The 25,976-nt window shown below is 42.8% G+C and carries 21 protein-coding genes; 5 read left to right on the top strand and 16 right to left on the bottom strand.

The features are described from left to right. Nucleotides 1–85: 85 nt before the first annotated feature. Both ACT3QR_RS01525 and ACT3QR_RS01520 read right to left on the bottom strand, forming a co-directional pair. A complete protein-coding gene (locus ACT3QR_RS01525; RefSeq protein ID WP_444519627.1) occupies nt 86–2,131 on the bottom strand; it encodes a BCCT family transporter in 2,046 nt (681 codons plus the stop codon). Nucleotides 2,132–2,457: 326 nt separating this feature from the next. Further along, a complete protein-coding gene (locus ACT3QR_RS01520) occupies nt 2,458–2,901 on the bottom strand; it encodes an HIT family protein (protein ID WP_444519626.1) in 444 nt (147 codons plus the stop codon). Nucleotides 2,902–3,134: 233 nt separating this feature from the next. Between ACT3QR_RS01520 and ACT3QR_RS01515 the strand changes: the two genes are divergently transcribed. The 3 genes from ACT3QR_RS01515 to ACT3QR_RS01505 all read left to right on the top strand — a co-directional run bounded on the left by ACT3QR_RS01515 (nt 3,135) and on the right by ACT3QR_RS01505 (nt 7,571). Further along, nucleotides 3,135–3,986, top strand: a complete 852-nt coding sequence (locus tag ACT3QR_RS01515; protein ID WP_444519625.1) for a hypothetical protein — start codon at nt 3,135–3,137, stop codon at nt 3,984–3,986. Between the two features lie 205 nt (nt 3,987–4,191). Then, nucleotides 4,192–6,078 carry a dihydroxy-acid dehydratase gene (gene ilvD / locus ACT3QR_RS01510; RefSeq protein ID WP_444519624.1) on the top strand — a complete coding sequence of 629 codons (1,887 nt, stop codon included), beginning with the start codon at nt 4,192–4,194 and terminating at the stop codon, nt 6,076–6,078. Between the two features lie 245 nt (nt 6,079–6,323). After that, nucleotides 6,324–7,571 (top strand): cation:proton antiporter, encoded by a 1,248-nt coding sequence (locus ACT3QR_RS01505; protein WP_444519623.1) that lies wholly within the window; start codon nt 6,324–6,326, stop codon nt 7,569–7,571. A 54-nt stretch (nt 7,572–7,625) separates the two neighbouring features. Here the strand turns inward: ACT3QR_RS01505 and ACT3QR_RS01500 are convergent, their stop codons facing one another. From ACT3QR_RS01500 to ACT3QR_RS01485, 4 genes are all read right to left on the bottom strand, one after another. After that, the gene (locus ACT3QR_RS01500) at nt 7,626–9,062 is read right to left on the bottom strand and encodes a serine hydrolase domain-containing protein (protein WP_444519622.1); all 1,437 of its coding nucleotides are present in this window, start codon (nt 9,060–9,062) and stop codon (nt 7,626–7,628) included. A gap of 205 nt (nt 9,063–9,267) precedes the next feature. Further along, nucleotides 9,268–9,840: a beta-lactamase hydrolase domain-containing protein gene (locus tag ACT3QR_RS01495; protein WP_444519621.1), complete on the bottom strand. Its 573-nt coding sequence runs from the start codon at nt 9,838–9,840 to the stop codon at nt 9,268–9,270. 59 nt (nt 9,841–9,899) lie between these two features. Next, complete coding sequence (locus tag ACT3QR_RS01490) at nt 9,900–10,817, bottom strand: MaoC family dehydratase (RefSeq protein ID WP_444519620.1); 918 nt, start codon at nt 10,815–10,817, stop codon at nt 9,900–9,902. Between the two features lie 324 nt (nt 10,818–11,141). Then, nucleotides 11,142–12,542 carry a 3-oxoacyl-ACP reductase gene (locus tag ACT3QR_RS01485; protein ID WP_444519619.1) on the bottom strand — a complete coding sequence of 467 codons (1,401 nt, stop codon included), beginning with the start codon at nt 12,540–12,542 and terminating at the stop codon, nt 11,142–11,144. A 545-nt stretch (nt 12,543–13,087) separates the two neighbouring features. Between ACT3QR_RS01485 and ACT3QR_RS01480 the strand changes: the two genes are divergently transcribed. Both ACT3QR_RS01480 and ppk2 read left to right on the top strand, forming a co-directional pair. Beyond that, the gene (locus ACT3QR_RS01480; protein ID WP_444519618.1) at nt 13,088–14,545 is read left to right on the top strand and encodes an acetyl-CoA C-acetyltransferase; all 1,458 of its coding nucleotides are present in this window, start codon (nt 13,088–13,090) and stop codon (nt 14,543–14,545) included. A gap of 256 nt (nt 14,546–14,801) precedes the next feature. Next, complete coding sequence (gene ppk2, locus ACT3QR_RS01475) at nt 14,802–15,815, top strand: polyphosphate kinase 2 (protein ID WP_444519617.1); 1,014 nt, start codon at nt 14,802–14,804, stop codon at nt 15,813–15,815. Between the two features lie 153 nt (nt 15,816–15,968). Here the strand turns inward: ppk2 and ACT3QR_RS01470 are convergent, their stop codons facing one another. The 10 genes from ACT3QR_RS01470 to rsmG all read right to left on the bottom strand — a co-directional run bounded on the left by ACT3QR_RS01470 (nt 15,969) and on the right by rsmG (nt 25,951). Continuing rightward, nucleotides 15,969–16,316: a PilZ domain-containing protein gene (locus ACT3QR_RS01470; RefSeq protein ID WP_444519616.1), complete on the bottom strand. Its 348-nt coding sequence runs from the start codon at nt 16,314–16,316 to the stop codon at nt 15,969–15,971. Nucleotides 16,317–16,427: 111 nt separating this feature from the next. Next, nucleotides 16,428–17,558, bottom strand: a complete 1,131-nt coding sequence (locus tag ACT3QR_RS01465; RefSeq protein ID WP_444519615.1) for a DNA polymerase III subunit delta' — start codon at nt 17,556–17,558, stop codon at nt 16,428–16,430. A 104-nt stretch (nt 17,559–17,662) separates the two neighbouring features. Further along, on the bottom strand, nt 17,663–18,475 hold the full coding sequence (gene kdsB / locus ACT3QR_RS01460) for a 3-deoxy-manno-octulosonate cytidylyltransferase (protein WP_444519614.1): 813 nt from the start codon (nt 18,473–18,475) through the stop codon (nt 17,663–17,665). A 49-nt stretch (nt 18,476–18,524) separates the two neighbouring features. After that, nucleotides 18,525–19,655 (bottom strand): tetraacyldisaccharide 4'-kinase, encoded by a 1,131-nt coding sequence (gene lpxK / locus ACT3QR_RS01455; protein WP_444519613.1) that lies wholly within the window; start codon nt 19,653–19,655, stop codon nt 18,525–18,527. Nucleotides 19,656–19,721: 66 nt separating this feature from the next. After that, complete coding sequence (gene msbA, locus ACT3QR_RS01450; protein ID WP_444519612.1) at nt 19,722–21,509, bottom strand: lipid A export permease/ATP-binding protein MsbA; 1,788 nt, start codon at nt 21,507–21,509, stop codon at nt 19,722–19,724. A gap of 75 nt (nt 21,510–21,584) precedes the next feature. Continuing rightward, nucleotides 21,585–22,016, bottom strand: coding sequence for an ExbD/TolR family protein (locus ACT3QR_RS01445; RefSeq protein ID WP_057759437.1), 432 nt, complete (start codon nt 22,014–22,016; stop codon nt 21,585–21,587). 64 nt (nt 22,017–22,080) lie between these two features. Continuing rightward, nucleotides 22,081–22,806, bottom strand: coding sequence for a MotA/TolQ/ExbB proton channel family protein (locus tag ACT3QR_RS01440; RefSeq protein ID WP_444519611.1), 726 nt, complete (start codon nt 22,804–22,806; stop codon nt 22,081–22,083). A 100-nt stretch (nt 22,807–22,906) separates the two neighbouring features. After that, nucleotides 22,907–24,058 (bottom strand): ParB/RepB/Spo0J family partition protein, encoded by a 1,152-nt coding sequence (locus ACT3QR_RS01435; RefSeq protein ID WP_444519610.1) that lies wholly within the window; start codon nt 24,056–24,058, stop codon nt 22,907–22,909. A gap of 158 nt (nt 24,059–24,216) precedes the next feature. Continuing rightward, nucleotides 24,217–24,996, bottom strand: coding sequence for a ParA family protein (locus tag ACT3QR_RS01430; protein WP_444519609.1), 780 nt, complete (start codon nt 24,994–24,996; stop codon nt 24,217–24,219). Between the two features lie 238 nt (nt 24,997–25,234). Beyond that, entirely contained in the window at nt 25,235–25,951 is a 717-nt protein-coding gene (gene rsmG / locus ACT3QR_RS01425) for a 16S rRNA (guanine(527)-N(7))-methyltransferase RsmG (protein ID WP_444519608.1), read from the bottom strand. Between the last annotated feature and the right edge of the window lie 25 nt (nt 25,952–25,976).

Genomic DNA, 25,976 nt, shown 5'->3' with positions numbered 1-25,976 from the left:
TATTCTAAGGAATCCTGTATTTATTGCAAGTTATTCATGTGAATAGCTTGCAATAATCATACTCGTTTTCGATACATTCAGTCCATTATTTATCAAGCACACTATCTTGCTCTAGCGTGATGTCATCATCATGCTCTTGCATGCGCCACGGTAAGCTATCAGGCGACACATTAAGGAAATGTAAATACTTCTCGAACTGATCAATAATGTCATTAATCACTGATTCTGATTTATAGCCATATAAATCATATGTCTGACCACCACGGCGTAAATACACCTCAGCTCGATGATGATGCTCTTGCGGCAAGGTATCTACGGTGTCTTCAGTATAATAGTCGGGCGCCTCATGCTCAGATAAGCGCACTTCATACCAAAACTCGACATCGTCACCACGTTGCAATTCAAGCACAGCACGGTTGTTGACCGCATCATAATTGACCTCAGTCGTCCAACCAGTTTCTGCAAATTTAGATGACACTTCCATCATCGATGGCATAACTACTTCTTTGATGTAGCTCAATACCTTTTCAGGTGTTGGCTTGTCAGTCATATAATCGATACGCTCACGCCATGCTGACGGTTTGAGCAGATGCGGAGGCAATTTGTTGTTCTGATCAAGGCTCTGATTACGATGTCCTTCGATACGCAGCGCACGCCACATGCCAAACATTGAAATAAGAATAATAATGGCAAAAGGTAACGCACTGACAATAGCTGCCGTTTGGAGCGCCGTTAGACCGCCTGCAATGAGTAGTACCGCAGCTACAGCCCCTTCGGTTACTACCCAAAAGCTACGCTGCCACCATGGCGTATCACTGCGACCGCCAGCCGCTAGCGAGTCGATCACCAATGAGCCAGAATCCGATGACGTCACAAAAAAGGTGATAATCAATAAAATGGTCAATGACGACACAAACTCAGTAAACGGTAGGTTTTCTAATAATTTAAATAGAGCAATCGCCTGGTTGTTTTGTACTTCGCTGATTAACGAGGTATAACCGTCGACCATAATCATATGTAGCGCAGTATCACCAAACACCGAAAACCAGAAGAACGTGAAGAAAGTTGGTACAAGCATCACACCCAGTACGAACTCACGAATGGTACGACCACGGCTAATCTTGGCAATAAATAGACCTACAAAAGGTGCCCACGCAATGGTCCATGCAAAAATAAACAAGGTCCAGCTACCGATCCAATTGCTATTTTCGTACGCCTGTAAGCTAAAGGTACGCTCAACGATATTACCCAAATAACTACCTGTATTTTCCATAAAGGCATTTAAGATAAAAATAGTCGGACCAACAACAAATACGAACACCATCAACGCAGTTGCCAATAGCATATTTAGAATAGACAAGCGTTTAACACCCTTATCCATACCTGCTAACACCGATACCAGAGCTGCGGCTGTTACCAATGCAATAGCAATCACCTGTACAGTCGTATTCATCGGAATGATATCTGGCAATAGGTAATTTAGTCCCGCGTTAATTTGCGACACTGATAAACCAAGACTGGTAGCGATACCAAACATCGTGCCCAATATTGCAAACACATCGACCGTATGACCTATAGGGCCATGAATCTTATCACCGATAATTGGATACAGCGTTGAGCGTATTGATAGTGGTAGACCATGTCGGAAAGCAAAATATGCCAATGATAAACCCACTACGCCATAAATCGCCCAAATATGAAAACCCCAGTGGAAATACGCAATTCGCATCGCCTCTTTTGCCGCGGCAATAGTTTGTGGTTCCGACATTGGCGGACTGGAAAAATGCATGACTGGTTCTGCTACACCATAAAACAGTAGCGCAATCCCGTAGCCTGCCGAAAATAACATAGCAAACCATTCGAGGAACTTATACTCCGCCTCGGCATGATCAGGGCCCAGCTTAATACTGCCATAAGACGAAAATGCCAGTACGATGATGAACATCAAAAACAATGCCACGGCCAGCATATAGAACCAGCCGAACGTCTCAGTTGTGAAAGCAAGCACATCATTGAATAGCGCACCAGCTGCTTCAGGATTTATTGCGGTACCAATAACCAACAGCATCATGATAATAGCTGCTGGTACAAATACCGGCAATAGAATAGTCGAACGAGGTAATTTACTCATGAAAGATAATATCCTCAAAAATTAACGATGCCTTTTTATAAAAAATTATCGATTGGGGCAAAGATTAGAAAATGTGTGTGAGCGATTATAATAATTATCACACTCTTTGCTAAAACCCTAGTTAAGCGTTAAATTGGTAACATGAATTTAAGCAATGTTACATAATTATTACCAAGCAAATAAAAAAGGCAGCTTGCTAGCTGCCTTTGGATTGTATATGTTTTATATTTTCATAATAAGAAAATAGTAAACAAACTAAAGTTTATAAATGTACTGTCGCTTCTAGATGTATCTCTCTCTGTTCAGTTAAAAAATACTCTATTTAGTTATTGAGCATCGATTGCTGCTACCAGTCGTTGTGCAATATCTGCAAGCTCACCTTGATCAGCTTGTGTGACGGCATGGCGGCCTAGCTCATGGATGCTTGAAGGGATCAGATGTATATGATAGTGAAACACAGTTTGCCCTGCTTGCGCCCCATTCAACTGCATTTGAATCACCCCTTCACGCTCAAATACTTTACGCTGTGCCTGCATGACTTTTTTAGACGTCATTAGTACCGCCGCAGCATATTCTGGTTCAAGGTCTTCCAAATCAAAGGCTTTTTGTTTAGGTATCACTAATACATGGCCTTCAGCCTGCGGCATGATGTCCATAAAGGCGAGCGTTTTATCATCTTCATATACCTTATGATATGGAATATCGCCCTCTAGCATTTTGGCAAAAATATTATTGTCATCATAAGTGGTTTGTTGATTAGCTTCAGTCATTATTTTTTCCTTTAAGAGTTTTATTATTAGCCAATTAATAGCTCAATAGCTATCCAAAATAGATAAAAGCGTCTGTCATATAGTGGACGAAATATAACCTGAGTACAAGTCAGTGTGACAATCGAATTTGAAAAATATCAAGCCATATTCCAACTATGCTAGCTCACTATTTTATTGGCGGGCCATACCCTTAAAATGTTATATTAACCCTCTATTTTAATAACGCTATGTTTATGGATTTGCCTACTTTGCCAACCAGTACATTAGATAACTCAAATAGCTTAAACAACTTAGATAGCTCAGATAACGACACTGACGCTGTACGCGATGACGCGACCCAAGTTTTTGGAGAAGGTACCTCTGTGTCTGACAGCATTGCTTCAGAACACTCCGACTCAGTACAATCTAATCTTGAGTCTGAAAATATGACTCAAACCATCGATCCAAACGCGATCATATTAGCAGAAGCATTGACTGATAAAACCATCAGCTGGCAGATACACAATTGTAAAATTATAAAGAAGACTGTCACCCAAGATTTACCGCTGCCTTTTCTGTATCACTATGACAGTTTAGATGATGCGATCAAACAAACGTACTCTCTCACTCCTGAACTGCTGCTTAAATTTAATACGCCTATGTCAGCTCACGAGGCTGCTACATTGATTGGTATTGATAAAGAGCTGTTGACCAGTCCTTGGCATGTAAAAATTATCGGCTCGTTAGTGGTATTTAGTGAGGCATTGCAATTGGCAGTCAGGCTGCATTGGACCAATACAGGTAAGGAGACGCAGCAGGTATATACCAAAGATACTGCGGATGCGATTACGACGGCGTTCAAAGACTGGCAGTTTTTTGGTCGCGTAGACGTCCTGTATAAAAATAATAAACAGACATTAATCAGCGTTGACGAACCAAACCCTAATACGCAAGCATTATCTGCCGAATCACTGTTGACGATCGAGGCTAGTAGCGACTATCAGCAACTACAGGCTACCCATGCGCTCGCAGCCATTGTGAAATTAGAAGCAGACAAGACCGATCTTCCTTGGTTTGAGAAAGCCATATTAGAACGTATCGAGTAGATGTTTTGAATACCTGCTTTTTGTTCATCGCTTACGATTATTAATTCATTATTATTAGCATATTGTTTTTAGTTATTCATATCTAATGGTATGGTAACGAATTAGTATTATTCACTAGTACTCACTCTCTATAAAAAGCACACTATCCCTATTAGAACTGAGGGTGCACATTTTAACAACCCCGCCTATTTGTAAGGAATATCACATGGATTATCGCTCAAAAACCTCTACCGGCGGTCGTAATATGGCAGGCGCGCGCGCATTATGGCGTGCAACCGGCATGACTGACGGCGACTTTGGTAAGCCAATCATTGCGATTGCTAACTCTTTTACCCAGTTTGTACCTGGTCATGTGCATCTAAAAGACCTTGGACAACTGGTCGCACGTGAGATTGAGCAAGCAGGCGGCGTTGCAAAAGAGTTCAATACTATTGCGGTCGACGATGGTATTGCGATGGGCCATAGCGGTATGTTGTACTCGCTACCAAGTCGTGATTTGATCGCTGACTCTGTCGAGTATATGGTGAATGCTCACTGTGCAGATGCGCTAGTATGTATTTCTAACTGTGACAAAATCACTCCAGGTATGTTGATGGCCGCAATGCGCCTTAATGTTCCAGTGGTATTTATCTCAGGTGGTCCAATGGAAGCGGGCAAAATTTTAGCCAGTACTGTTGGTAAGAGCCATAATAATGATGGTAGTGATAGTAGTGCTGTTCGCAAACTTGACCTTGTCGATGCGATGATGGACGCCGCGGATGATAGTATCAGTGATGAAGACGTCGCCGCTATCGAAGCCTCAGCCTGCCCTACTTGCGGATCGTGCTCCGGTATGTTTACTGCCAACTCAATGAACTGCTTGACCGAAGCTTTAGGCTTAGCCCTACCAGGTAATGGCTCACTATTAGCCACTCATTCATTGCGTCGCGAGCTATTCTTAGAAGCTGGTCGTACCATCGTATCACTTGCCAAGCGTCGCTATGAGCAAGATGATGATTCTGTATTACCACGTTCTATCGCTACCAAAGCCGCTTTTGAAAATGCCATGAGCTTAGATATCGCTATGGGCGGCTCAACCAATACCATCTTGCATCTACTTGCTGCTGCCAACGAAGCAGAGATTGACTTTAAGATGGCTGATATCGACCGTTTAAGTCGCGGTGTGCCTTGTCTTGCAAAAGTAGCGCCTGCTTCACAGAAGTATCATATGGAAGATGTGCATCGTGCTGGCGGTGTCTTTGCATTGTTGGCTGAGCTCAACCGTGCTGAATTACTAAAAACTGATGTGCCGACCATCCATAGTGCAACGATGAAAGAAGCGATTGAGAAATGGGATATCATGAACCCCGACAATCATGAGGCACGTGCGCGCTTCCTTGCAGCACCTGGTGGTATACGTACCACAGAAGCATTTTCACAGTCACAAGAGTGGGCCAATCTTGACGTCAACCGTGAATCAGGATGTATCCGTAGTGCGAAACACGCCTACTCTACAGACGGCGGCTTAGCCGTACTATATGGCAATATTGCCGAGCGTGGCTGTGTGGTCAAAACCGCAGGCGTCGACGAAAGCATCTTAACCTTTACTGGTCGCGCACGTCTATTTGAATCACAAGACGATGCTGTTGCTGCGATATTGGATGATCAGATCGTTGCAGGTGATGTTGTCATCATCCGTTACGAAGGCCCTAAAGGTGGCCCTGGTATGCAAGAAATGCTATATCCAACGACGTACCTTAAATCGAAAGGATTGGGTAAAGAATGCGCATTGCTCACCGATGGTCGTTTCTCTGGTGGTACATCAGGCCTATCAATCGGTCATGCTAGCCCAGAAGCTGCTGAAGGCGGTGCCATCGGCCTAGTTGAAGAAGGCGATACCATTCATATCGACATTCCTAATCGCACCATTAACATGCAAGTCAGTGATGCAGACTTAGCTGCTCGCCGCGAAGCTATGGAAGCGCGTGGTCGTGATGCATGGAAGCCTGTCAGCCGTGAGCGTTATGTCACGCCAGCATTGCGTGCCTATGCAGCGATGACTACCAGTGCCGATACTGGCGCTATACGTGATGTGAGTCAAGTTGAGCGCTAAGCCGTAATATCTAAATGTTCCAAAAATACTGATAAAAATATATAAAGCCTGCGCAATGCAGGCTTTTTTTCACTAAAAAACAACGCAGCTGTCATTTTGATAACTATTTTTTGCGGTAATTATTTTATTTTGGCGTCATGATAAAAGATATCGATGGCTAAATTTATCTACAATTATTAATTGTCATCAGTATCTAGAATCACCTTTTAAAAAACCCCTTAAAACATAATGACGTGCGTAACCTTATGATCGAAAAATATAATTTATTTTTACTAATCTGCGGGATTGCCTTTTTACTAGGGGCATTATTTCCTGTTATTTTTAAGCGCACCTCTATTTCATTACCGATGCTTCAGGTCAGCTTTGGCCTAATCATGGGCTACTGGTGGACGTCTTTGTCTTTTTTAGACCCACTTGATAACGGTTTACTCATCGAAAAGTTGACTGAGATTATCGTATTGGTCTCATTGGTTGGTGCTGGTATTAAAATTGACACGGACCTATCTTGGCGATTATGGCGACCGACCGTCAGACTGCTGCTTATCACCATGCCGATTGGTATTTTTGCGATGGCCGTCTTGGGTTATTACGCCTTTGGTTTGACATTGGGTGCTGCTATTTTGTTGGGTGCGGTACTGGCACCAACCGATCCTGTCTTGGCCTCTAGCATACAAGTCGGACCTCCCAATACAGGCGGTGAAGACACACCGCGCTTTACCTTAACGTCAGAGGCCGGATTGAATGATGGTCTGGCTTTTCCGTTTGTGTATCTAGCAATTAAGATCGCAGAAGCGTTCAGTGAAGGCAAAGCCTTTACCTATGAGATGCTATGGTCGTGGTTCACTCATGATGTCTTGTGGAAAATTGGCGCAGGCGTTGTGGTAGGTGTATTGGTTGGTAAAGTATTAGCTAAAGTGGTCTTTTCTAAACATATCCGTGAGACAACCATCTCGCAAGGTTATGTGGTTATTGCGTTGACGCTACTAGCGTATGGTCTTGCCGAATATGTACACAGTTATGGCTTTATCGCAGTGTTTGTGGCTGCATTTGCGTTCCGTCGCTCAGAGTGTGAGCATACTTATCACCAAAAACTGCATGATTTCGCTGAACAATCAGAAGGCTTGCTGATGTCGTTAGTACTGGTTATCTTTGGTATGTTCCTTGGTCAAGGGTTGCAGGCAGATGTCGAGCTGACATGGCGTGTCTATATCGTTAGCTTTACCTTTCTACTACTTATACGTCCGATCGGTGGATTTATTGCCTTATCAGGATTGAACCTGCCCCATACCGAAAAATATGCGATATCGGCTTTGGGTATTCGCGGTATTGGCACTTTATACTACTTGTCTTACGCTCTCAATCAAGGTTTTTTTGCTGATGAAGATGCGCTTAAACTATGGATTGTTTGTTCGATTGTCATTTTGACCTCTATCTTCATCCATGGTCTAAGCGCCTCAAGATTGCTTAAAATGACACCAAATAAGCAGCATTAAAACTAATGCTGCTTATATTTGAAAAAAATCAATTCGCGATTAAAACCAATATTATTAAAGTATCTCTTCTACCCAGCTTAAGACAGCCTCTGTCAATGCAAATTGACGAACGTCGTTGAGCATAGTGGTATCAAAATTATGGATAAAAGCAAATGATAGTTGGCGCTCAGGGTCGCACCAAGCGACCGAGCCGTTATATCCCATATGCCCAAATCCTGATAATGCTGGATTCACTCTCTTATTCGTATCGTCTTTTTTGGCATATAAGCTAAATAATCTATGGTAGCCCAATCGCCATTTCATAGCCGCTGGCATAACCGCATCTAAACCCTTAATTTGCGGAGTAGATAACTGCTCAAAAGTGGCACTATCAATCAGTGTTTTTCCTTGCCATACACCGCCATTAGCTAACATTGCGTAGATTGTTGCCAGTGCTTTAGCGGAAGCGACACCATTTGCCGCTGGAATGACAGCCTGTAATGTTTGACGGTTATGATAATCAAGCGCTTGCTTGCCAGTAGGTATCAGCGCCGCCTTATAATTTTTTAGATTAAGCTGACTGGTATTAAAATATAAACTATTAATACGTGCAGTATTTAAGGTAGGTCGTACGCTATCATTATCAGAGCTATCTAGCTTTCCATCAAGGCTGTCATCAAGGCTACTCTGTGTCTCAGCTGCGCGCTTATCATCTAGCATTTTCTGTTGCCAGCAATGGTAACTGGGTAAGCTTGCATAAGTACGTAAGGTTTCTTGAGAGTCCACTTTCAAGGTTGGTTTTTGACGTCTCGACTTTAATTGAGAGCTCGTATCTTCTGACTCTTCAAAATCTTTGGCCAATTTTGCCACCTGATCTACTTTGCTATTTGGCACACCAAAATAGCAGCTGTCAGCAATACCTAGAGGTTCCGTTAGATACTGGCGCAGTGCTTCAGCGAATGATAAATTCGTGACCGCCTCTACCACGCCGCCCAATACCCAGCCATAGACCAATGCACTATAAGCGCTGTCATATTTGGTAGCATCTTCAGGGGAGGTGATGGGCATCGCTGCAATATGGCGTAGCATCGTATCCCAATCGAGTACCGTTTCACTATCGACATCAATGCTTTGAATCGAAAATAAATTAGCCTGATGCGACATGATTTGTCGTAAAGTGATTCGATCTTTGCCGTTTGCAGCGAACTCTGGCCAGTAATGTGCAATAGGTTTGTCATATTCGATCAGCTGTTGCGAAACAAGCACATGAACCAACGTTGCCAACACTCCTTTACCAGTAGAAAAATTAATCGCCAACGTATCAGGCTGCCACAGTATATCAGGCCGCGCCATACCTGTACTGGCTTGTGCTATACACTGGCCTGCCTGATACACTACTACAGCCCCACCAGCGGGTGCGTCATCAAGCTGTAAATCTGTCAGTAATTGCTGTAAGTTTTTCTGAATATCCATATTCGTAGTTGTATTAGGATGTTCTGTATTATGATTCATTATTACCTTGCTCCAGTGATATAAATTATTCTATTTTTAGAATGAGTTGTTCTTAGGCTATATGAAATATTTGAACCAGTATAAATGAATTGTGAACCAATAAAAAAGGCCACCTATTGGTCGCCTTTTTATTATTTATTTCGACAATATTTTGAAAGATTGCTAGCGTCTAAGACAGTACTAACATTCAATACCAAAAACCTGATTAACGCGGTACCAGCAAACGGTTATGAACTTCTTGTTCAAGCTTAGTCAAACCATGACTGCGTCCACGTTCCATCGCTGTATCCATCTTACGTCCACGTAACCATCCTGCCCGCAGCGCAATTGCAGCGCCTACTCTGTTACCCGACCCACAGTGCATCGCGACTTTTTTGCCATGATGTTGACGTAACACATTATCAAACGCCAATATCTTAAGCTGCTTTAGCTCTTTAGCACCGCTGATAGGCAGGTGTTCATAATGCATACCTGCTTGCTCAACTGCTGACGCCTCATCAAAGCTTAACTCGTCATCAGGCTGCAAATTAATAACCAACTCGACGCCCGCTTTTGCTAAAGCAACGACCTTCTCGTCATTTAATGCGCCGCAAACAATAGTATTTGCGTCTGGACGAAAATAAGGCTCAAAGATAGCAGCCAAATCAACGCCATTATCGGCACTAATATGAGTATTAGCGCCGCTATCATTAGCAGCGACCGTATCGCTCGATACCAAGCTACCTGTCTTGTCTGTGTCTATCGCGTTTTCTTCTGAAGGCATGTTTTGTGAAGTCATAGTAATAAATATATACGTTAAATATGGCTGTTAGAGTAGAAATTTTATGATGCTATATACTACTTGCTGTTGCTCTTTAGTGTTACCACACCCGCTAGATGCGGTTTGTTATTTTTGGAGCTATACAGTCCGAACTCGCAGGTATCGTCTATGTTTGTAAGCTGGGCTACTGGCTCAGCAATCAATTCTACTTCAGCTGGCAAGAAGATAGGTAGCTTAAATGAGACGTCAATCGTGTAAGCATCAGGCAAGTCACCCATCAGGGCAAGGCACTTCGCTTTTGACCACATACCGTGTGCAATCGCTTTTGGGAAACCAAACGCACGTGCTGATAGCGGATGTAAATGAATTAAATTAAAGTCACCTGAAACAAAGGCATAACGACGACCGATATCTTCTGGCACTTCAAAAATACTATGAGTACCTTCTTCATTGACTTCTAGCTTAACCACTGCTGGACGCGGTGTACTTTTTTTATCTTTGCTGCTACTAGGCTTTTTGCTACGTGATAAATAAGTCGACGTACCTTCCCAGATAACCTCATCTTCTGATTTTACGATAGTCACAAAGTCAAACTGCTGACCTTGGGCATGATCGCGTAAATTATCAAAAGTGACCGACATTGCTACCGTCTCACGCTCACCGATCGGACGATACTGAGTTACGCTATTGTCGACGTGAACAAGACCTAACATGGCAAATGGAAATGGCTCTTTAACCATCATATTCATCTGCAACGTTTGTGACAATACCGAAAAGTAAGTCGCCGGCACTTTACCATCATCAGCAAAACCGCAAATGTTGCGATAGTCGTCTAGGTTTTCTTGATCGATATGCAAGTCATCTACATAGTAAGTAGATTGTGGTAGTTGGTCTCTACTGACCTTATCAGCATTTCCAATTGGCAATAGGCTTTTAACGATATTGGCGTAAGTGGTGTGCGCCTTTGGCAACGCATCATAATGTTTGTCTGACATAAGTACTTCCTAAGTGTGGCTTGAACAAGTTCTTTAACGTATATAAAGACAATCTACAGTCATTGACTAAAGCCTACTATTAAATCATCTAATAAGCATTAAATTTAATCAACCTCATGAGTATCCTTAACAGCAAAAAATAGTTTGGCTATTGGTTCTTGTGTTTTTACCATAAAAAAGCCACCCTTGGGCAGCTTTATTACACTATATAAGAGATTATTTCGTAAGCATATGTGATACAAACGAGAAATAATAGGTCATATCATACAACTAATTTTTTTATCTGAACCTGACTTCTCACACATGCCTACTCATTAATCAGCATTATGCACCAAGTAAACTTTGACCACAGACACGAACCGTGTTGCCATTTAGACCACCAGACGCAGGTGAGGCAAACCATGCGATAGTCTCAGCCACATCTACTGGCAAGCCGCCTTGGCTCATTGAGTTCATGCGGCGACCAGCTTCACGAATAGCAAATGGAATAGCTTCTGTCATTTGAGTTTCGATGAAACCAGGAGCGACTGCATTGATCGTCATGCCCTTAGCATTGTCTTCTAATTGCTTAGCAGTTGCATTAACCAAACCAATGACACCTGCTTTAGAAGTAGCATAGTTGGTCTGACCCATGTTGCCCGCAATACCTGAAATTGACGACACACATACGATACGTGCGTTTTCTTTTAATACTTCATTATCCAGCAAATAGCGATTCAATCTAGCGATACTACCTAAGTTAATATCGATAACCATGTTCCACTTTTTCTCATCCATCTTAGCCAACGTCTTATCACGAGTCACGCCAGCATTATGAATAATTGAATCTAGGCCGCCACGCTTTTGGGCAGCATCAGCAATTTCTGCACCAGCGTCTTCACTAGTAATATCTACGGTCAAAGCCGAACCGCTGATTTCGCTAGCAACTTTCTGTAGGTCAGCTTGCTGCTGCGGTACGTCAAGACAGATCACATGCGCCCCTTCACGAGCCAATACACGAGCAATAGCTTCACCAATACCGCGACTTGCGCCAGTCACCAGCATAGTCTTACCGCCCAAAGGCTGGTTCCAGTCAACATCAACTGAACTGCCTTTGCTGACACGTACTACTTGTCCTGATACATAAGCTGAACGAGCTGAGGTGAAAAAGCGTAGGGTTGAATCTAGGTTCTGCTCTGCGCCTTCTTCAACATAAACTAGCTGTGCTGTGATACCGCGCTTAAACTCTTTACCCACTGATTTCACAAAACCTTCAAGCGAGCGCTGAGCCATTGCTGCTTCGATATCAGTGATATTCTCTGGCGTACGACCAACCACAACCACACGGCCTGATTTTTCTACGCGGCGTGCAACCGTGTGGAAAAACTCATAAAGTTCGTTTAGCTGTTCAGCATTACTGATATTGCTGGCATCAAACAGTAGTACTTTGAATTGATCGTCGCCGCCCGTGTTGGCTTTTGCTTCTACGCCTGCATCAGCAAGTGCGTCTTTAATGTCATCGCTGCTATTTACATATACTTCAGCATGGACATCTGACAGAATGCGTGCAACAGACTCGCTGACACTTTTGTCATCGCCAGTAGCACGTCCAACCAATACACTACCGCGCACCAAACGCTCACCGCTTTCAAAACGATCAAGCGTCGTTGGCATTGGTAAGCCTAAGTTTTTTGCTACTTTTTTGCCAATAGAAGATTGAACAAAATCACCATAACGGTCTGACATAATATAGTCCTTATAATTAATGATTCGTATAATAATAAAAAATGCAATGAATCTATTATATAGAGACATTGACATCGTAATTATTTAAATTTAGTAAATCGCCTCAAAACTAGCCTAACTATACACTTCCCTTATAAACAAGTCCAAAAACAGACAATGTCTACAACAATCTGTAAACAAGTCAGTATACAAGCCAGTCGCTTTTAGCAGCGTTAGGCGCCACTATAACATGTTAAAATCTGACCTATAAGTTATGGCATACTTAATTATTAATAACAATATATTATCAAAAATACTGCTATGCAATGCTAACATTTCTTACTAGCCAGTCTATTAGAGCGACGCGTTATGGTCATTAATCTACTACTGACCTTATACAAGCGTCACATAGTTTGCTAAAGAGATACATTAAGTGCATAAAAACGCCTTATGAGAAACAGCTGTACTGCATAATAAATGATAATATTTGCTTGTATAAAAGAATTTAATCATTTTTTATTATTACCTCTCAATTTTTTCTACCCATACTTTTTAAGGATAATATTATGAGTAATAAAAACAATCATCCAGATAGCCCTGTTGTTGAAAGTACGGTTGTTAAAGCGACGGATACAAAGTCTGATATGGCAAAAAAAGAAACAGCTGTCGACGAAAAAGTAGAAACTACTGCTGCTAAAAAACCTGCTTCAAATAAAAAAACTAGCGCAACTAAGCCTGCTTCAAACCTGAATCGTGTTGCTATTTTGGGTGGTAACCGCATCCCATTCGCACGTTCAAACGGATCATACGCTGATGTTAGCAACACAGACATGCTAACGGCCGCTTTAGACGGTTTGGTTGAGCGTTATAACCTACAAGGCGAAACAGTAGGCGAAGTGGTATCTGGCGCAGTCATGAAACTTAGCCGTGATATCAACCTTACTCGTGAAGCCGCATTGAATACTGCGCTAAACCCACACACGCCAACGTATGATATCGCACAAGCTTGTGGTACTGGTCTGCAAGCAACATTTGCTTCTGCTAACAAGATTGCACTTGGTCTGATTGATTCAGCAATCACTGGTGGTGTAGATACTACATCTGACGCTCCTATCGCTGTCGGCGATGGCCTGCGCAAAGTACTGATCAAACTCGGTGCAGCAAAGGATAACAAACAACGCCTAAAAGCACTCATGGGTTTAAATCCAAAAGACTTAATCGATTCACCACAAAACGGTGAGCCACGTACTGGTCTATCAATGGGCGATCATCAGGCGATTACTACACTTGAATGGAACATCAGTCGCAAAGATCAAGATGAGCTTGCGTTTAACAGCCATCAAAATCTAGCACGCGCTTATGACGAAGGGTTCTTTGACGACTTGATCACACCATACAAAGGCTTGACTCGTGATAACAACTTGCGTCCAGATACTACATTAGAAAAACTGGGTAAATTAAAACCAGTATTTGGTAAAAAGAATGCCAACCCAACGATGACAGCAGCCAACTCTACGCCGCTTACTGACGGTGCTTCTTGTGTACTATTAGGTACTGATGAGTGGGCAAAAGAGCACGGTCTAAAGCCACTTGCTTATATTGTTCATCAAGAAACCGCAGCGGTAGACTTCATCGGTAAGTCTGGCACCACAGAAGGCTTACTAATGGCGCCAGCTTATGCGGTACCACGCATGCTTGAGCGCGCTGGTCTGACTCTACAAGATTTTGACTTCTATGAGATTCACGAAGCCTTTGCCTCACAAGTACTATCAACCCTAGCTGCTTGGGAAGATGAGAATTTCTGTGAAGAGCGCCTAGGCTTAGATGCACCGCTAGGTTCTATTGATCGTAGCAAGCTAAACGTAAACGGTTCATCACTAGCAGCAGGTCATCCATTTGCGGCAACTGGTGGTCGTATTTTAGCGACTGCTGCTAAATTATTAGATCAAAAAGGTTCAGGCCGTGCACTTATCTCTATCTGCGCAGCCGGTGGTCAAGGTGTAACTTGTATCCTAGAAAAATAATCTGATAGATTACATAACTAGCAATTAATCTTTTTAGACTCTTACGGCACTCTCTAATTACGCATTAGAGGGTGCTTTTTTATGACGCGACTGTGGCGATTTTACATTGATAACTAGTGTTTTGACCGTACTACACGCACTAAAAATACTCAAAAACACAATAATAAAACGTGACCAGTCGATAGCTTGAGAAATAGATATGCTAAAGTAAAGAGAGGTAATAATAAAACAATAACGATATTCATGAGGAGCTTCTATGAGTAAGATCCCGTCAGCCATCGAACCCACACCGTTAACACCGCAAGAACGACAAGAGCTTAGTTCAACTGAACAAACCAGCTTTGTAGCACGTATGGATAAAGAAATATTTAATGATGAATTGCATCGTAAGATGCGAGAAGACCTGATCGATACTTATGATGAAGAACTAGAGAACGAGATAGATGATTATGTACGCGATTTTCGTTTTGATGGACGCGAGATGAGCGAACAAGAAAGATTAAATCGGCGCACCTACTTTCAAGAGTTGGTAAGATTACAGCGCGAGCTTATCAAACTGCAAGACTGGGTAGTTGCACGTGGTGAACGTATCGTTGTGATATTTGAGGGTCGTGACTCTGCTGGTAAAGGCGGCGCTATTAAACGCATCACCCAACGATTAAACCCACGCGTTTGTAGAGTAGCTGCCCTACCTGCTCCCACCGAGCGCGAGCAAACGCAGTGGTACTTTCAACGTTACGTGGCGCACTTGCCAGCAGCAGGCGAAATCGTATTGTTTGACCGTAGCTGGTACAACCGCGGAGGCGTTGAACGAGTTATGGGCTTTTGCACTGACGCGCAATATGAGGAGTTTTTTCAGTCGGTACCAGAATTTGAGCGCATGCTAGTACGCTCAGGGATTCGTTTGGTGAAGTACTGGTTTTCTATTACTGATGATGAGCAACATTCGCGCTTTATGAGCCGTATTCACGATCCATTAAAACAGTGGAAGCTCTCACCGATGGACTTACAATCGCGGCGACGCTGGGAAGATTATACCAAGGCGAAAGAAACCATGTTTGAGCGTACCCATATACCTGAGGCACCATGGTGGGTCGTTGAAGGCAATAATAAAAAGCGGGCGCGACTAAATTGTATCGCTCACCTACTTGACCAAATCCCTTTTAAAGAAGTCCCTCGCGATGAAGTTGAACTGCCAGAGCGTAAACGCGACGATGAGTACTATCGCGAACCTATCCCCGATGATATGTATGTACCACCTCGCTATTAAAATACTAGCGCCTATTATTATAAAAAATTAAGTAAACTAGATCTAAAAAGCAGCCTTACTAATTAATAAGGCTGCTTTTTTATGTCTACAAATTAAAAACCACAATCAAAGTCATTAAAGATACAGGTGTGGTTTCTAGATACTACCTAGATATTACATAGTATAAGTCGATTGCAAGCTATCAATTTTCCCAGCTAATAAGCGCTCGACTTCACTCTTAATTCTCTGACCAGAAACATCACTACCAATTTGCACAGCAAACCCTGCAGGTCGACTGCCTTGAGTCTTAGAGTTAACCCAAACAACCTTGCCATTCATTGGTAGACGTTCACTAGAGTTGGGTAGCGTGATAGCAATAAACACTTCATTACCCAACTGCTGAGGTTTATCAGACGGTACAAATAAAGCACCATTACTGACGAATGACAAATAGCTGGCATACAATATTTCGATAGTTTCATAATGACAGGTTAAAATCCCGCCACGTCCTGGCATTGCCATAGTCAGCTTCCTTTATCAACTGGGTCTAATGTATTTGTATAAATAACTGATAGCATATAGATAAAAATTATGGCAGATTTTCGAACACTAATTAAGCGTTAAAGCACGGCTCTATAAGCTTGCTAACTCTTGCATTAGCTTATCATAGGCAAATTTTTCTTGCACATTTTGTTGCAATGCGATTTTGGTCTGCTGTACGCTATTGGCGAATGCCACTAACCCGCCATCAGTAGGTTGATAAGCAGCCAATATCGTCGATAGACTGACATCCTTTTGTAGCTCACTGAGCCCCAAACAGACACGGCGTATATCAAGGAGCATCAGCTCAGACAGTTGTATAAATTCTTTGATATCGAGCTGTCCCTGCCAGTAATCACTTGCCGCCACACCACTACGTTTACCACTACGTAGTGCCTGCCACGTGGTCAACCATAGGCTGCGCTTGCTATACCATGGTGCTTGCGCTAAGGCTATAGCAGCTAACGGCACACCATTGGCCAATTGTAGTAACTGCTTAATTTCAGCGGTGCCAACGGCTTCACGATTAATTGTATGACCTAACGTCTGCGTCACATAGTCAATAGCAACAGTTGGCTCAATTGTCTGTAATGGCAATTGTTGTACACGACTTTTAATGGTTGGTAGTAGCTGAGCAGGCGTATCACTAATCAAAAACAGATGCACCTGTGCTTGCGGCTCTTCTAATGTCTTGAGCAGTGCATTAGCAGCAGCTATCGTCATTTGCTCAGCGTGATCTAACACACAGATACGTACCCCATTCCCGCCTTGATAAATAAAAGGCTGCAAGGCACGAATATCATCTATTTTGATTTTAGAAGCACTATTACTAGTGGTCTTGGCACTTTTTTTATCTTTTGCGCTACTTGATTTGTTTTGAGACGTATCGCTATCCGCACTGGTCGGCATACTAACGAGTGGCAATACTTGCAAGCTCGGATGAGTTCCCGATTTAAGCCACTGACAGCTCTCACACACTCCGCAAGCACCTAGCGGATGTGCGCCACGCTCACGGCATAATAACCAAGCGACTAATCTCCATACAAAAGCGCGTTTGCCCATACCTTGCATACCAGCCGCGAGCAATGCATGCGGCAAAGACTGCTGCTTAAGTACTCGCTCGGTCAACTGCAACCACAATACTTTTTGCCATGGCAATAGTGGCGCAAAATACATACGGTCTGTGTTATCTAGTGCGTCCATATTTCCTGTCAGATTATTCATGGTTATGGCTTTATCACATTGATTAGGTATTTCAGGTATATCCACGACAACGATACTTTAGCATTGTAGGAAACTTAGAATCGTACGCAACTTTGCTCAGATTGTTACTTATTAGGATTTTGAAAGTTATCTAAGCTCATCGCGTTTAGACGGTCTAAATCTTCTTGTGTGTCGACACCAGTTGGTAACTGACAGGCAGCTTCTGCGATAGCGATATGCTGACCATTTTCTAAAACACGTAACTGCTCTAGGCTCTCGAGTATCTCAAGTGGCGTTTGTGGCCAGTTTACGAACTGCTGCAACAGACTGACACGATAAGCGTATAAACCCAAATGACGATAGGCGCTCTTTGGTGATTGCATCTGATTATTATCAGCCAATACCACATCGCGATCACAAGGAATTGGAGCGCGGCTGAAATACAGTGCACGCTGTAAGTTGTCAGCATATTGATTGACCACTTTTACTACCGATGGTCGCTGGAACGTATCATAATCATTGATAGGCTCACACAGTGTGGCCATCACGCTACCCTCATCCGCTACCAAAAGCGCCTGTACTTGCTCCAAAAGCAATGGCGGTACTAGGGGCTCATCACCTTGCATATTCACCACGATATCATGGTCAGCCCAGCCTTTAATAGCTGCTACTTCTGACAGGCGATCTGTACCTGAAACATGCTCGCTACTGGTCATAACGACATCAAAGCCTGCATCAGTACAAACTTTTGCAATTTGCTCATCATCGGTCGCTATACACATATCATCAGCAAAACTTGCGGTTTGTGCTTTCTCTGCTACCCAAAGTATCATCGGCTTGCCATGAATATTTAGCAATGGCTTACCAGGTAGTCGTGTACTCTTAAAACGTGCAGGAATCACGATATGAGTTTTGGCAGGTGTGGTAGCAAACGACATGGTATGTTCCTATCAAAATTATAAGGCGATTTAAAATATTAGCGGTTATCTATATTAGAGCTGACATATTCACATCATGGTCGATACAAATCCCTAACGCCTTTAATTGCTCATCTAGATTATTGTAACTATTCTCAGATAATACAGCCGTTACCGGTAATACCCATAGTCTACTGATAAGTTCTACATACTGTTCACTGAGTACTTGTGTCGCTGTATAGTCTGCCAATAATGCTCTAATTTTCACCGCGTCTTTACTGGTCACGATGATAGGATGATCACCATATTGCAAAAGCTCAGCTAAACTAAAATCATAATGGTCAGGGTATGGATGCCCTATTACCTCAAAACCAATAGATTCCAAGGTATCAAAAAACCGCTGCGGATAACCGATACCACTAACGGCATGGACGCGGCTATTATTAGCAGGTTTAATATTATTTGATTGAGTATCGTTCGATGTAGGGGTCCATAAACGTTGTAACTCATCAGCTTGTAAGTGCATGGTCAAACGATCAGCAGACTGTATCTTACTACCACTTCTAGAAGTCCGAGTTAAGTCTGTATCTGGTTTTTCATGATAAATAACATTTGCACCCTCTAATCGTGACAGTGGCTCACGTAAAAAACCTGTTGGTAGTAGTTGTTCATTACCAAACCCACGGGCGGCATCTATTACAATCCATTCGATATCCCGCTCAAGTGCATAGTGCTGCAAACCATCATCCGCGATGATCAGTTGCAAATCAGGCTCTGTATGTAACAGAGTAGCAATTGCTTGCTGGCGATTGGGGCACACTGCCATAGCTGCTCCTGTCATATGAGCTATCAAGCACGGCTCATCTCCTACTACATGGGGTAAACTGGTGGTACTAACCAATGCAGGCATTTGACTCGTATCACCACCATACCCGCGACTGATTACCCCTACCTTTACGCCATTTTTTTGTAGATAAGTAACCAGAGCAATAATCAGCGGCGTCTTACCGCTGCCGCCCACACTGATATTACCAATAACCATCACAGGAATAGGTGCTCGATAGCTCGATAACAGGTTGGTTTTATAAACTTGACGACGCAGCATAGTGATGAAACCGTACAACCAACTGATAGGCAACAACAACCACAACCAAACAGCTTGACGTTGCCATGCGCGTGTGATTGTCGTCTCAATACTCATTAATCAATATCGCTTATCTTATTGGTTCATCGCTGCGTAAAAATTGGCTGAAAACTTCTAAACTGACTACTCAAAATCTCTAGCATACATTTGCGCATAGTGACCTTGCAGCTGCATTAGCTCATCATGCGTTCCCAACTCAACAATCTGTCCGCCATCCATCACAGCAATACGGTCAGCTGATTCGATAGTTGTCAATCGATGGGCAATAACCAATGTGGTACGGTCTTTCATCACATTATCGAGCGCTTGCTGAATATAGTACTCTGATTCATTATCAAGCGCACTGGTAGCCTCATCTAAAATGAGAATCGGTGCATCTTTTAGTAGCGCACGAGCAATAGATAGTCGCTGTCGCTGACCGCCCGATAGTTGTAATCCTTCAGCACCAATTTCACTCTGATAGCCGTTTGGCATTTTCATAATAAAATCATGAGCGAAGGCATCTTTTGCGGCTTGCTCCACCTCAGCTTGAGTCTTGTCAGCTAAACCGCCGTAAGCAATATTATTAAATACAGTGGTGTTAAACAGTACGACTTGCTGGTTCACCATCGCAATCTGGGCACGTAGACTCTTTAACTTAATATCTTCAATCGGCATACCATCTAACGTGATTTGTCCTGAAGACGTCTCTAAAGTACGTGTTAATAAATTGACTAATGACGATTTTCCTGCGCCACTTCGCCCCACCAGTGCAACTGTCTCGCCTGCTTTAATATTCAAGGTAAAATCACGTAGAGCAACTGTAGAGTCTGGATATACCAAGCTAATATTATCTAACGACATTTGCCCTGATAATGCTTTACTAATCGTACCTGTATCTTCCTCTTCTGGCTCATCAAGTAGCGCAAAAATTGACTCGCCAGCAGCCAGACCTTTTTGCAGCTTCTGATTGATATCAGTCAGTGAACGTACTGGCTTACTCAATAAACCTGCTGCTGCAATATAAGAGATAAACTCACCTGCTGAAATATCATTTATCACTGCAGGTCTCAGTGCAAGCCAGATGACTACCGCCATCGCCATCGCCATTAATAGCTGTACGGCTGGGGTATTAATACTATTAGTAACAACTACCTTCATACCTTGGCGTAGGTTTTTCTTCGATGTTTTATCAAAACGTGCTGACTCGTATGATTGTCCACCGTAGTTTTTAACTACTTGATAGCCACCGATGACTTCATTGGTGATATGACTGACACTACCCATCGTCTCTTGAATATCTTTAGAAAGCTTAAGATAGCGCTTTGACGCAATGCGAATCAACCATAGTATCGGAGGCAATACAACAAATAGAATAAGCGTTAGCCGCCAATTGCTATAAAACAAAAAACCAACCAATGCAACAACGGTCAAGCCATCACGTAGCAAGGTTTTCATTGAGTCGGTGCTGGCAGCTGTGACCTGCTCAACATCAAATATCAATTTTGATGAAATCGTACCTGCTGGATTGGCCAAATAAAATGAGCTCGGTAAGCGCAGTAATTTGTTAAAAACTTCTACACGTAGCTCATAGACCAAATTGCGTGAGACCAATGCAGAATAGTAGTTACCCAAAAAGCTACCGACCCCGCGCACAAAGAATAGCAATATAATCAGTAGCGGAAACAGAGCTTGTTTGCTTTGATCATTCTGATTGATAGCATCTGTAATATATTGCAGAAGCTTGGCAGTCCAAATCTCTGTCCCTGCATTAATCGCAAAACCTAAAGCGGTCAATAGTAGCGCCCACCAATAAGGTTTCAAATACCTTAATAATCGTAGTAAGGTTTTACTCTTAGGCGTAACGGGCGGTACTGCTGACGCACTTTTAGCAGAAGATTTTTTAGAGTCAGGTAAATAAGCTTGGCTCATAAAAGCCTCAATTTGGGTATCATGGTATGAATGGACTGTATGTCACACAGTTTTATGGTGGTGAGACTGTATATTTTACTGCGGTAAAGTTTGGCCAAGTGGTACCACTGTACTGATGTTTAGGTTTAAAAATCCGAGCTTTCCGGCGATATCCATCACTCGTACCACAGACTGATGGGTCGCGTTGGCATCCGCTGCAATAACAAATAACATATCGCGATTGCTGCCCGCCTCTTGCTGCAACATACTGGTTAGTTCAGCCTCATTACTACTAGCAAGTGTAATACCATTGACCAAATAACTGCCATCCTCTTGCACAGCTACTTCGATACTATTGTTTTGTTCTGTCAGTGCGACACCTTCCGCTTCAGGAAGGATAATATTTAAACGACTAAAATGATTGAATGAGGTAGCAAGTAATAAAAATACAATCAAAAACAGTAAACAATCAATCATCGGTGTTAGATTAATTTCAAGCGGTTCAACCGTTGGTTTTCTAAAACGCATATCAATCTCTTTAATTCAGCTACCATTTATAGGCTCAAGACTTCTATCTTTAAAACCGCATTTACTATACTGCCGCTATTCTAGTCTTATCCGAATCCAACCCACCGAATGAACGTTCTTGCACAATACTATCTTCTATTGATATACGGCTAGAAGATGTAGATGGCTGCGTACTAGCAAGTAACTGATAATCGTACAATTCTTGGATCATAAGCCCTGCTTGAGTCTCAAACTGAGCATTAATATCAATAATACGGCGCTGAAAATAACGATAAGCAACCAACGCAGGGATAGCAACAATCATACCAGCAGCTGTGGTAATTAAGGCTTGTGACACACCAGCGGCCAGCATCGTTGGATCCTGCATTGCTCCATCGGTAATCGCCAGGAATGAAGAAATAATACCTAATACCGTACCTAATAAGCCAAGTAACGGAGCAATCGCACCGATAGTACCTAGCATATTGATATTCTTTTCTAGCTGATGAACTTGTACACTGGCACGATTTTGCATGTGCATCGTCATCGACTCTAGCCCATATTCACGATAGAGCAAACCCGTTGCCAAGATATCACCAAGCGCAGTCTTTTCTTTTACATTCATTAACTGCGTGCGGCCAATATCACCATTTTCACGTAAACGAGTTATTAGCTGTTCGCGCAACCTGTTAGGAGCGACTTTGTTAAATTGTAGCGTATGACTACGCTCGATAATGATGACTAATGCCAATATAGAACAGACAACGATAGGTGTCATCAGCCAGCCACCTGCTTTTACCAACTCCCACATACTCACTATCTTCCATATTTTTGCAAAAACAATCACTACAAATTAGTTACTACAGTGGCGATTTATCATCTGAATAGCTACAACTAACTCACTAACGTTATTAAGCCTGAGCTTCTATGTGTTTAATCAAAGCCGCTAGCTGATCTTGATTGTGGAAAAATATCTCAACACTACCTTGACCATCTTTTTTATGTTTTAGTTTAACTTCCGCACCAAGCATGTCTGTCAATCTTTGGGTCAAGCGCTCGGCATCACGAGACTGCGCTTGTTCAGCACGGTTGATTTTGGGCGCTGGCTGTAAGATTGACTTAACCAATTTCTCAGCTTCTCGCACGGTCATACCGCCATCGATAATCTTTTGCGCGATGATAGGTTGTTGTTCAGACGATAGTGCCAAAAGCGTACGAGCATGACCCATATCTAGCGCACTATTGGCCAAATGGTCTTTCACTGTATCATGCAGCTGATTCAAGCGAAGCAAATTTGATACCGTTGTACGCGCCTTGCCAACGACTTCGGCAATCATAGCATGACTCATACCAAACTCTGTATGAAAACGCTGCAATGCTGCTGCCTGCTCAATCACTGACAAGTCTTCGCGCTGAATATTTTCAATCAACGCCAATGCAATTGCTAGTTCGTCAGATAAGGCACGCTCAATCGCAGGGATAACCGCTTTTCCTGCCATTTTTGCTGCACGCCAGCGGCGTTCACCAGCAATAATTTCGTGAGTGACAAATGCTTCACTTTTGTCTTCGTTTGCCAGCAGTGGACGAATAACGATAGGCTGCATTACGCCATGCTGCTCGATAGAAGACGCTAACTCTGCAAGTGCCGTTTCGCTCATATCCCTGCGAGGTTGATATTTACCCGCTTGCAACAGTGTCACATCGATCTGTACAAGGCTAATCTGGTCTTCGGTAGCGCTCGTATCTGTACTATTGCCACGTGATTTATTGAGCGTCGCCTTGCTAGTAGCGCGAGATGAACGTGGCGCGCGAGCGCTATTTTCACTAGCAGCATCGTTATCAGAAGTCTTCGTTGTCGGTTTTTTACTGGCTTTTGTCGGAGAGATATCAAGCGCTGTATTTGTGGACACAGTATCTACAGGCACATTATTATCTGGCGCAGCATTTTCACGCGCCACCATATCATCTTGCAAAGCGGAGGCGGTAATTTGCTTTTCTTTTTTGATTGACCCTAATAAGGCATCTAAGCCCCGATTAGCAGCCAACCCTCTTTTCTTCGCCATGATTACCTATCCTCTAACGCTAAAATAAAAGCCAATTGATTACTTATACGGCTTACTAAATACAATATTAAGTGCTCTATATTTATACTGTTCATTCACTGTCGTGACCAGTGACGCTTTTTATCTAAAAATCCTTTGTGAGAGGTTTTGGATAAAAGCTAGCTACTTTGCTTCATCACTTCAGCAGCCAGCTTTTGATACGCGCGTGCACCTTTTGACCACCTCTCATACGCAATAACTGGCAAGCCATGCGCAGGTGCTTCTGCTAAACGAATGTTTCTTGGAATATGGGTCTTATACATGATATCGCCAAAATGTGCTTCTAGCTCAGCAGACACATCACGGGCAAGCGTGTTACGCGCATCAAATAGCGTTCTAACCACACCGCGAATATATAGTTTAGAATTTAATTCTGTTAGACGTTCAATCGTTTGTGATAAGTCAGCTAGCCCTTCTAGTGCATAGTACTCACACTGCATAGGGATGATCACACTATCCGTAGCAACCAACGCATTAATCGTCAGTAGATTCAAACTAGGCGCACAATCGATAACCACATAATCGTATGGCTGTTTTTGCGTAGAGACCTGATCGTTCACTAGTTCAGCCATCGCAGTTTTAAATAGCTCATGACTGTCCATCTTGCTCATCAATGTAATATCCATACCAGCCAAATCGCGATTGGCACCGATAACATCAAATCCTGCGGGACTAGTAACAATTACTTCAGACAACGCAACACCATCAAGCAAAACGTCCGCTATGGTAAGTTCTAGCTCGTTTTTGTCAACACCTGTACCACTGGTCGCATTACCTTGTGGGTCTAAGTCAATCAGCAGTACGTGCTTGCGTTTAGCAGCCAAGCTGGCGGTCAAATTTACTGCCGTTGTGGTTTTACCCACACCGCCTTTTTGATTCGCAATTGCTATGATTTCCATACACTCACTCAATTTTATTAGGGACTATTACTTTTGACTCGGTTGGTACGATTATTTTTATTTAATCTTGTACAGCTGCACTCACTCAGCATTTAAAAACAAGCAGGTTATGGTCTAAAATGCTCAGTTTGCAGTCGAGCATTTTAAATGCTTTTAAATACTATGTCATTTAGATACAGACGTAAACTGTGTTTCACAAAAAACAGCGACTGTTTCATGACTGCGAAGTATTCATGGCTTAACTATCTTTAGCAGACATTTCGATTAAGTGACGGCTGTCATGCAAACGTGGCACCGTCAGTTTAATGGTTTTGAGATGCCAATCGCTATCAAGTGCTTGCAGCTCTTCTTCACTCGGCGCTTTGCCTTTCATCGCACATAAGAAACCACTATCTACTAATCTTGGCTGCGCTACTTCTACAAAATCTATCAAACTGGCAAACGCTCTTGAAGTAACTACATCATAGCTTGCTTCATGCGCTTCAATACGCGACGCGATTGGCTGCATATTACTCAGGCCAAGCTCGCTACTGATTTGCTTAATAAAGCGAATTTTCTTCTGATTACTATCAAGCGCAGTACACTGGCGCTCAGGCTGGCAAATAGCAATAATAACTGCTGGCAACCCTGCTCCTGTGCCAATATCTAACAACGATCCAGCGGGTAAATGCGTTATAATAGACAGACAATCTATCACATGCTTGATCAGCGCTTCTTCTGGATCAGTGATGGCGGTCAGATTATACGCCTTATTCCATAATAAAAGCTGGTCTAAGTACAATAATAACGTGCGCTGCTGTGTTTCACTTAACGGTAGACTTAGCTCATTTATCGCTTGCGCTAAGATGTTAGCTAGCTTTGGCAATTGTGAACCAAGCTTTACGAAACCAGTCGGATCAATATTGATATTACCCATGCTAACAGACGATGAAGAGTTTTTAGCGGAAGCTGACATACAACGAGTTATCCAGTTTTGACTT

Source organism: Psychrobacter sp. AOP7-B1-25, assembly GCF_052376195.1.
In the GTDB taxonomy this organism is placed as follows: domain Bacteria; phylum Pseudomonadota; class Gammaproteobacteria; order Pseudomonadales; family Moraxellaceae; genus Psychrobacter.
This window is presented reverse-complemented; position numbering and strand designations above follow the sequence as displayed.

Excerpts from the sequence above, each read along its gene's own strand:
- ACT3QR_RS01525 (WP_444519627.1), bottom strand. The coding sequence starts at position 2,131 with ATGAGTAAATTACCTCGTTCGACTATTCTATTGCCGGTATTTGTACCA.
- ACT3QR_RS01520 (WP_444519626.1), bottom strand. The coding sequence starts at position 2,901 with ATGACTGAAGCTAATCAACAAACCACTTATGATGACAATAATATTTTT.
- ACT3QR_RS01515 (WP_444519625.1), top strand. The coding sequence starts at position 3,135 with ATGGATTTGCCTACTTTGCCAACCAGTACATTAGATAACTCAAATAGC.
- ilvD (WP_444519624.1), top strand. The coding sequence starts at position 4,192 with ATGGATTATCGCTCAAAAACCTCTACCGGCGGTCGTAATATGGCAGGC.
- ACT3QR_RS01505 (WP_444519623.1), top strand. The coding sequence starts at position 6,324 with ATGATCGAAAAATATAATTTATTTTTACTAATCTGCGGGATTGCCTTT.
- ACT3QR_RS01500 (WP_444519622.1), bottom strand. The coding sequence starts at position 9,062 with ATGAATCATAATACAGAACATCCTAATACAACTACGAATATGGATATT.
- ACT3QR_RS01495 (WP_444519621.1), bottom strand. The coding sequence starts at position 9,840 with ATGACTTCACAAAACATGCCTTCAGAAGAAAACGCGATAGACACAGAC.
- ACT3QR_RS01490 (WP_444519620.1), bottom strand. The coding sequence starts at position 10,817 with ATGTCAGACAAACATTATGATGCGTTGCCAAAGGCGCACACCACTTAC.
- ACT3QR_RS01485 (WP_444519619.1), bottom strand. The coding sequence starts at position 12,542 with ATGTCAGACCGTTATGGTGATTTTGTTCAATCTTCTATTGGCAAAAAA.
- ACT3QR_RS01480 (WP_444519618.1), top strand. The coding sequence starts at position 13,088 with ATGAGTAATAAAAACAATCATCCAGATAGCCCTGTTGTTGAAAGTACG.
- ppk2 (WP_444519617.1), top strand. The coding sequence starts at position 14,802 with ATGAGTAAGATCCCGTCAGCCATCGAACCCACACCGTTAACACCGCAA.
- ACT3QR_RS01470 (WP_444519616.1), bottom strand. The coding sequence starts at position 16,316 with ATGGCAATGCCAGGACGTGGCGGGATTTTAACCTGTCATTATGAAACT.
- ACT3QR_RS01465 (WP_444519615.1), bottom strand. The coding sequence starts at position 17,558 with ATGAATAATCTGACAGGAAATATGGACGCACTAGATAACACAGACCGT.
- kdsB (WP_444519614.1), bottom strand. The coding sequence starts at position 18,475 with ATGTCGTTTGCTACCACACCTGCCAAAACTCATATCGTGATTCCTGCA.
- lpxK (WP_444519613.1), bottom strand. The coding sequence starts at position 19,655 with ATGAGTATTGAGACGACAATCACACGCGCATGGCAACGTCAAGCTGTT.
- msbA (WP_444519612.1), bottom strand. The coding sequence starts at position 21,509 with ATGAGCCAAGCTTATTTACCTGACTCTAAAAAATCTTCTGCTAAAAGT.
- ACT3QR_RS01445 (WP_057759437.1), bottom strand. The coding sequence starts at position 22,016 with ATGCGTTTTAGAAAACCAACGGTTGAACCGCTTGAAATTAATCTAACA.
- ACT3QR_RS01440 (WP_444519611.1), bottom strand. The coding sequence starts at position 22,806 with ATGTGGGAGTTGGTAAAAGCAGGTGGCTGGCTGATGACACCTATCGTT.
- ACT3QR_RS01435 (WP_444519610.1), bottom strand. The coding sequence starts at position 24,058 with ATGGCGAAGAAAAGAGGGTTGGCTGCTAATCGGGGCTTAGATGCCTTA.
- ACT3QR_RS01430 (WP_444519609.1), bottom strand. The coding sequence starts at position 24,996 with ATGGAAATCATAGCAATTGCGAATCAAAAAGGCGGTGTGGGTAAAACC.
- rsmG (WP_444519608.1), bottom strand. The coding sequence starts at position 25,951 with ATGTCAGCTTCCGCTAAAAACTCTTCATCGTCTGTTAGCATGGGTAAT.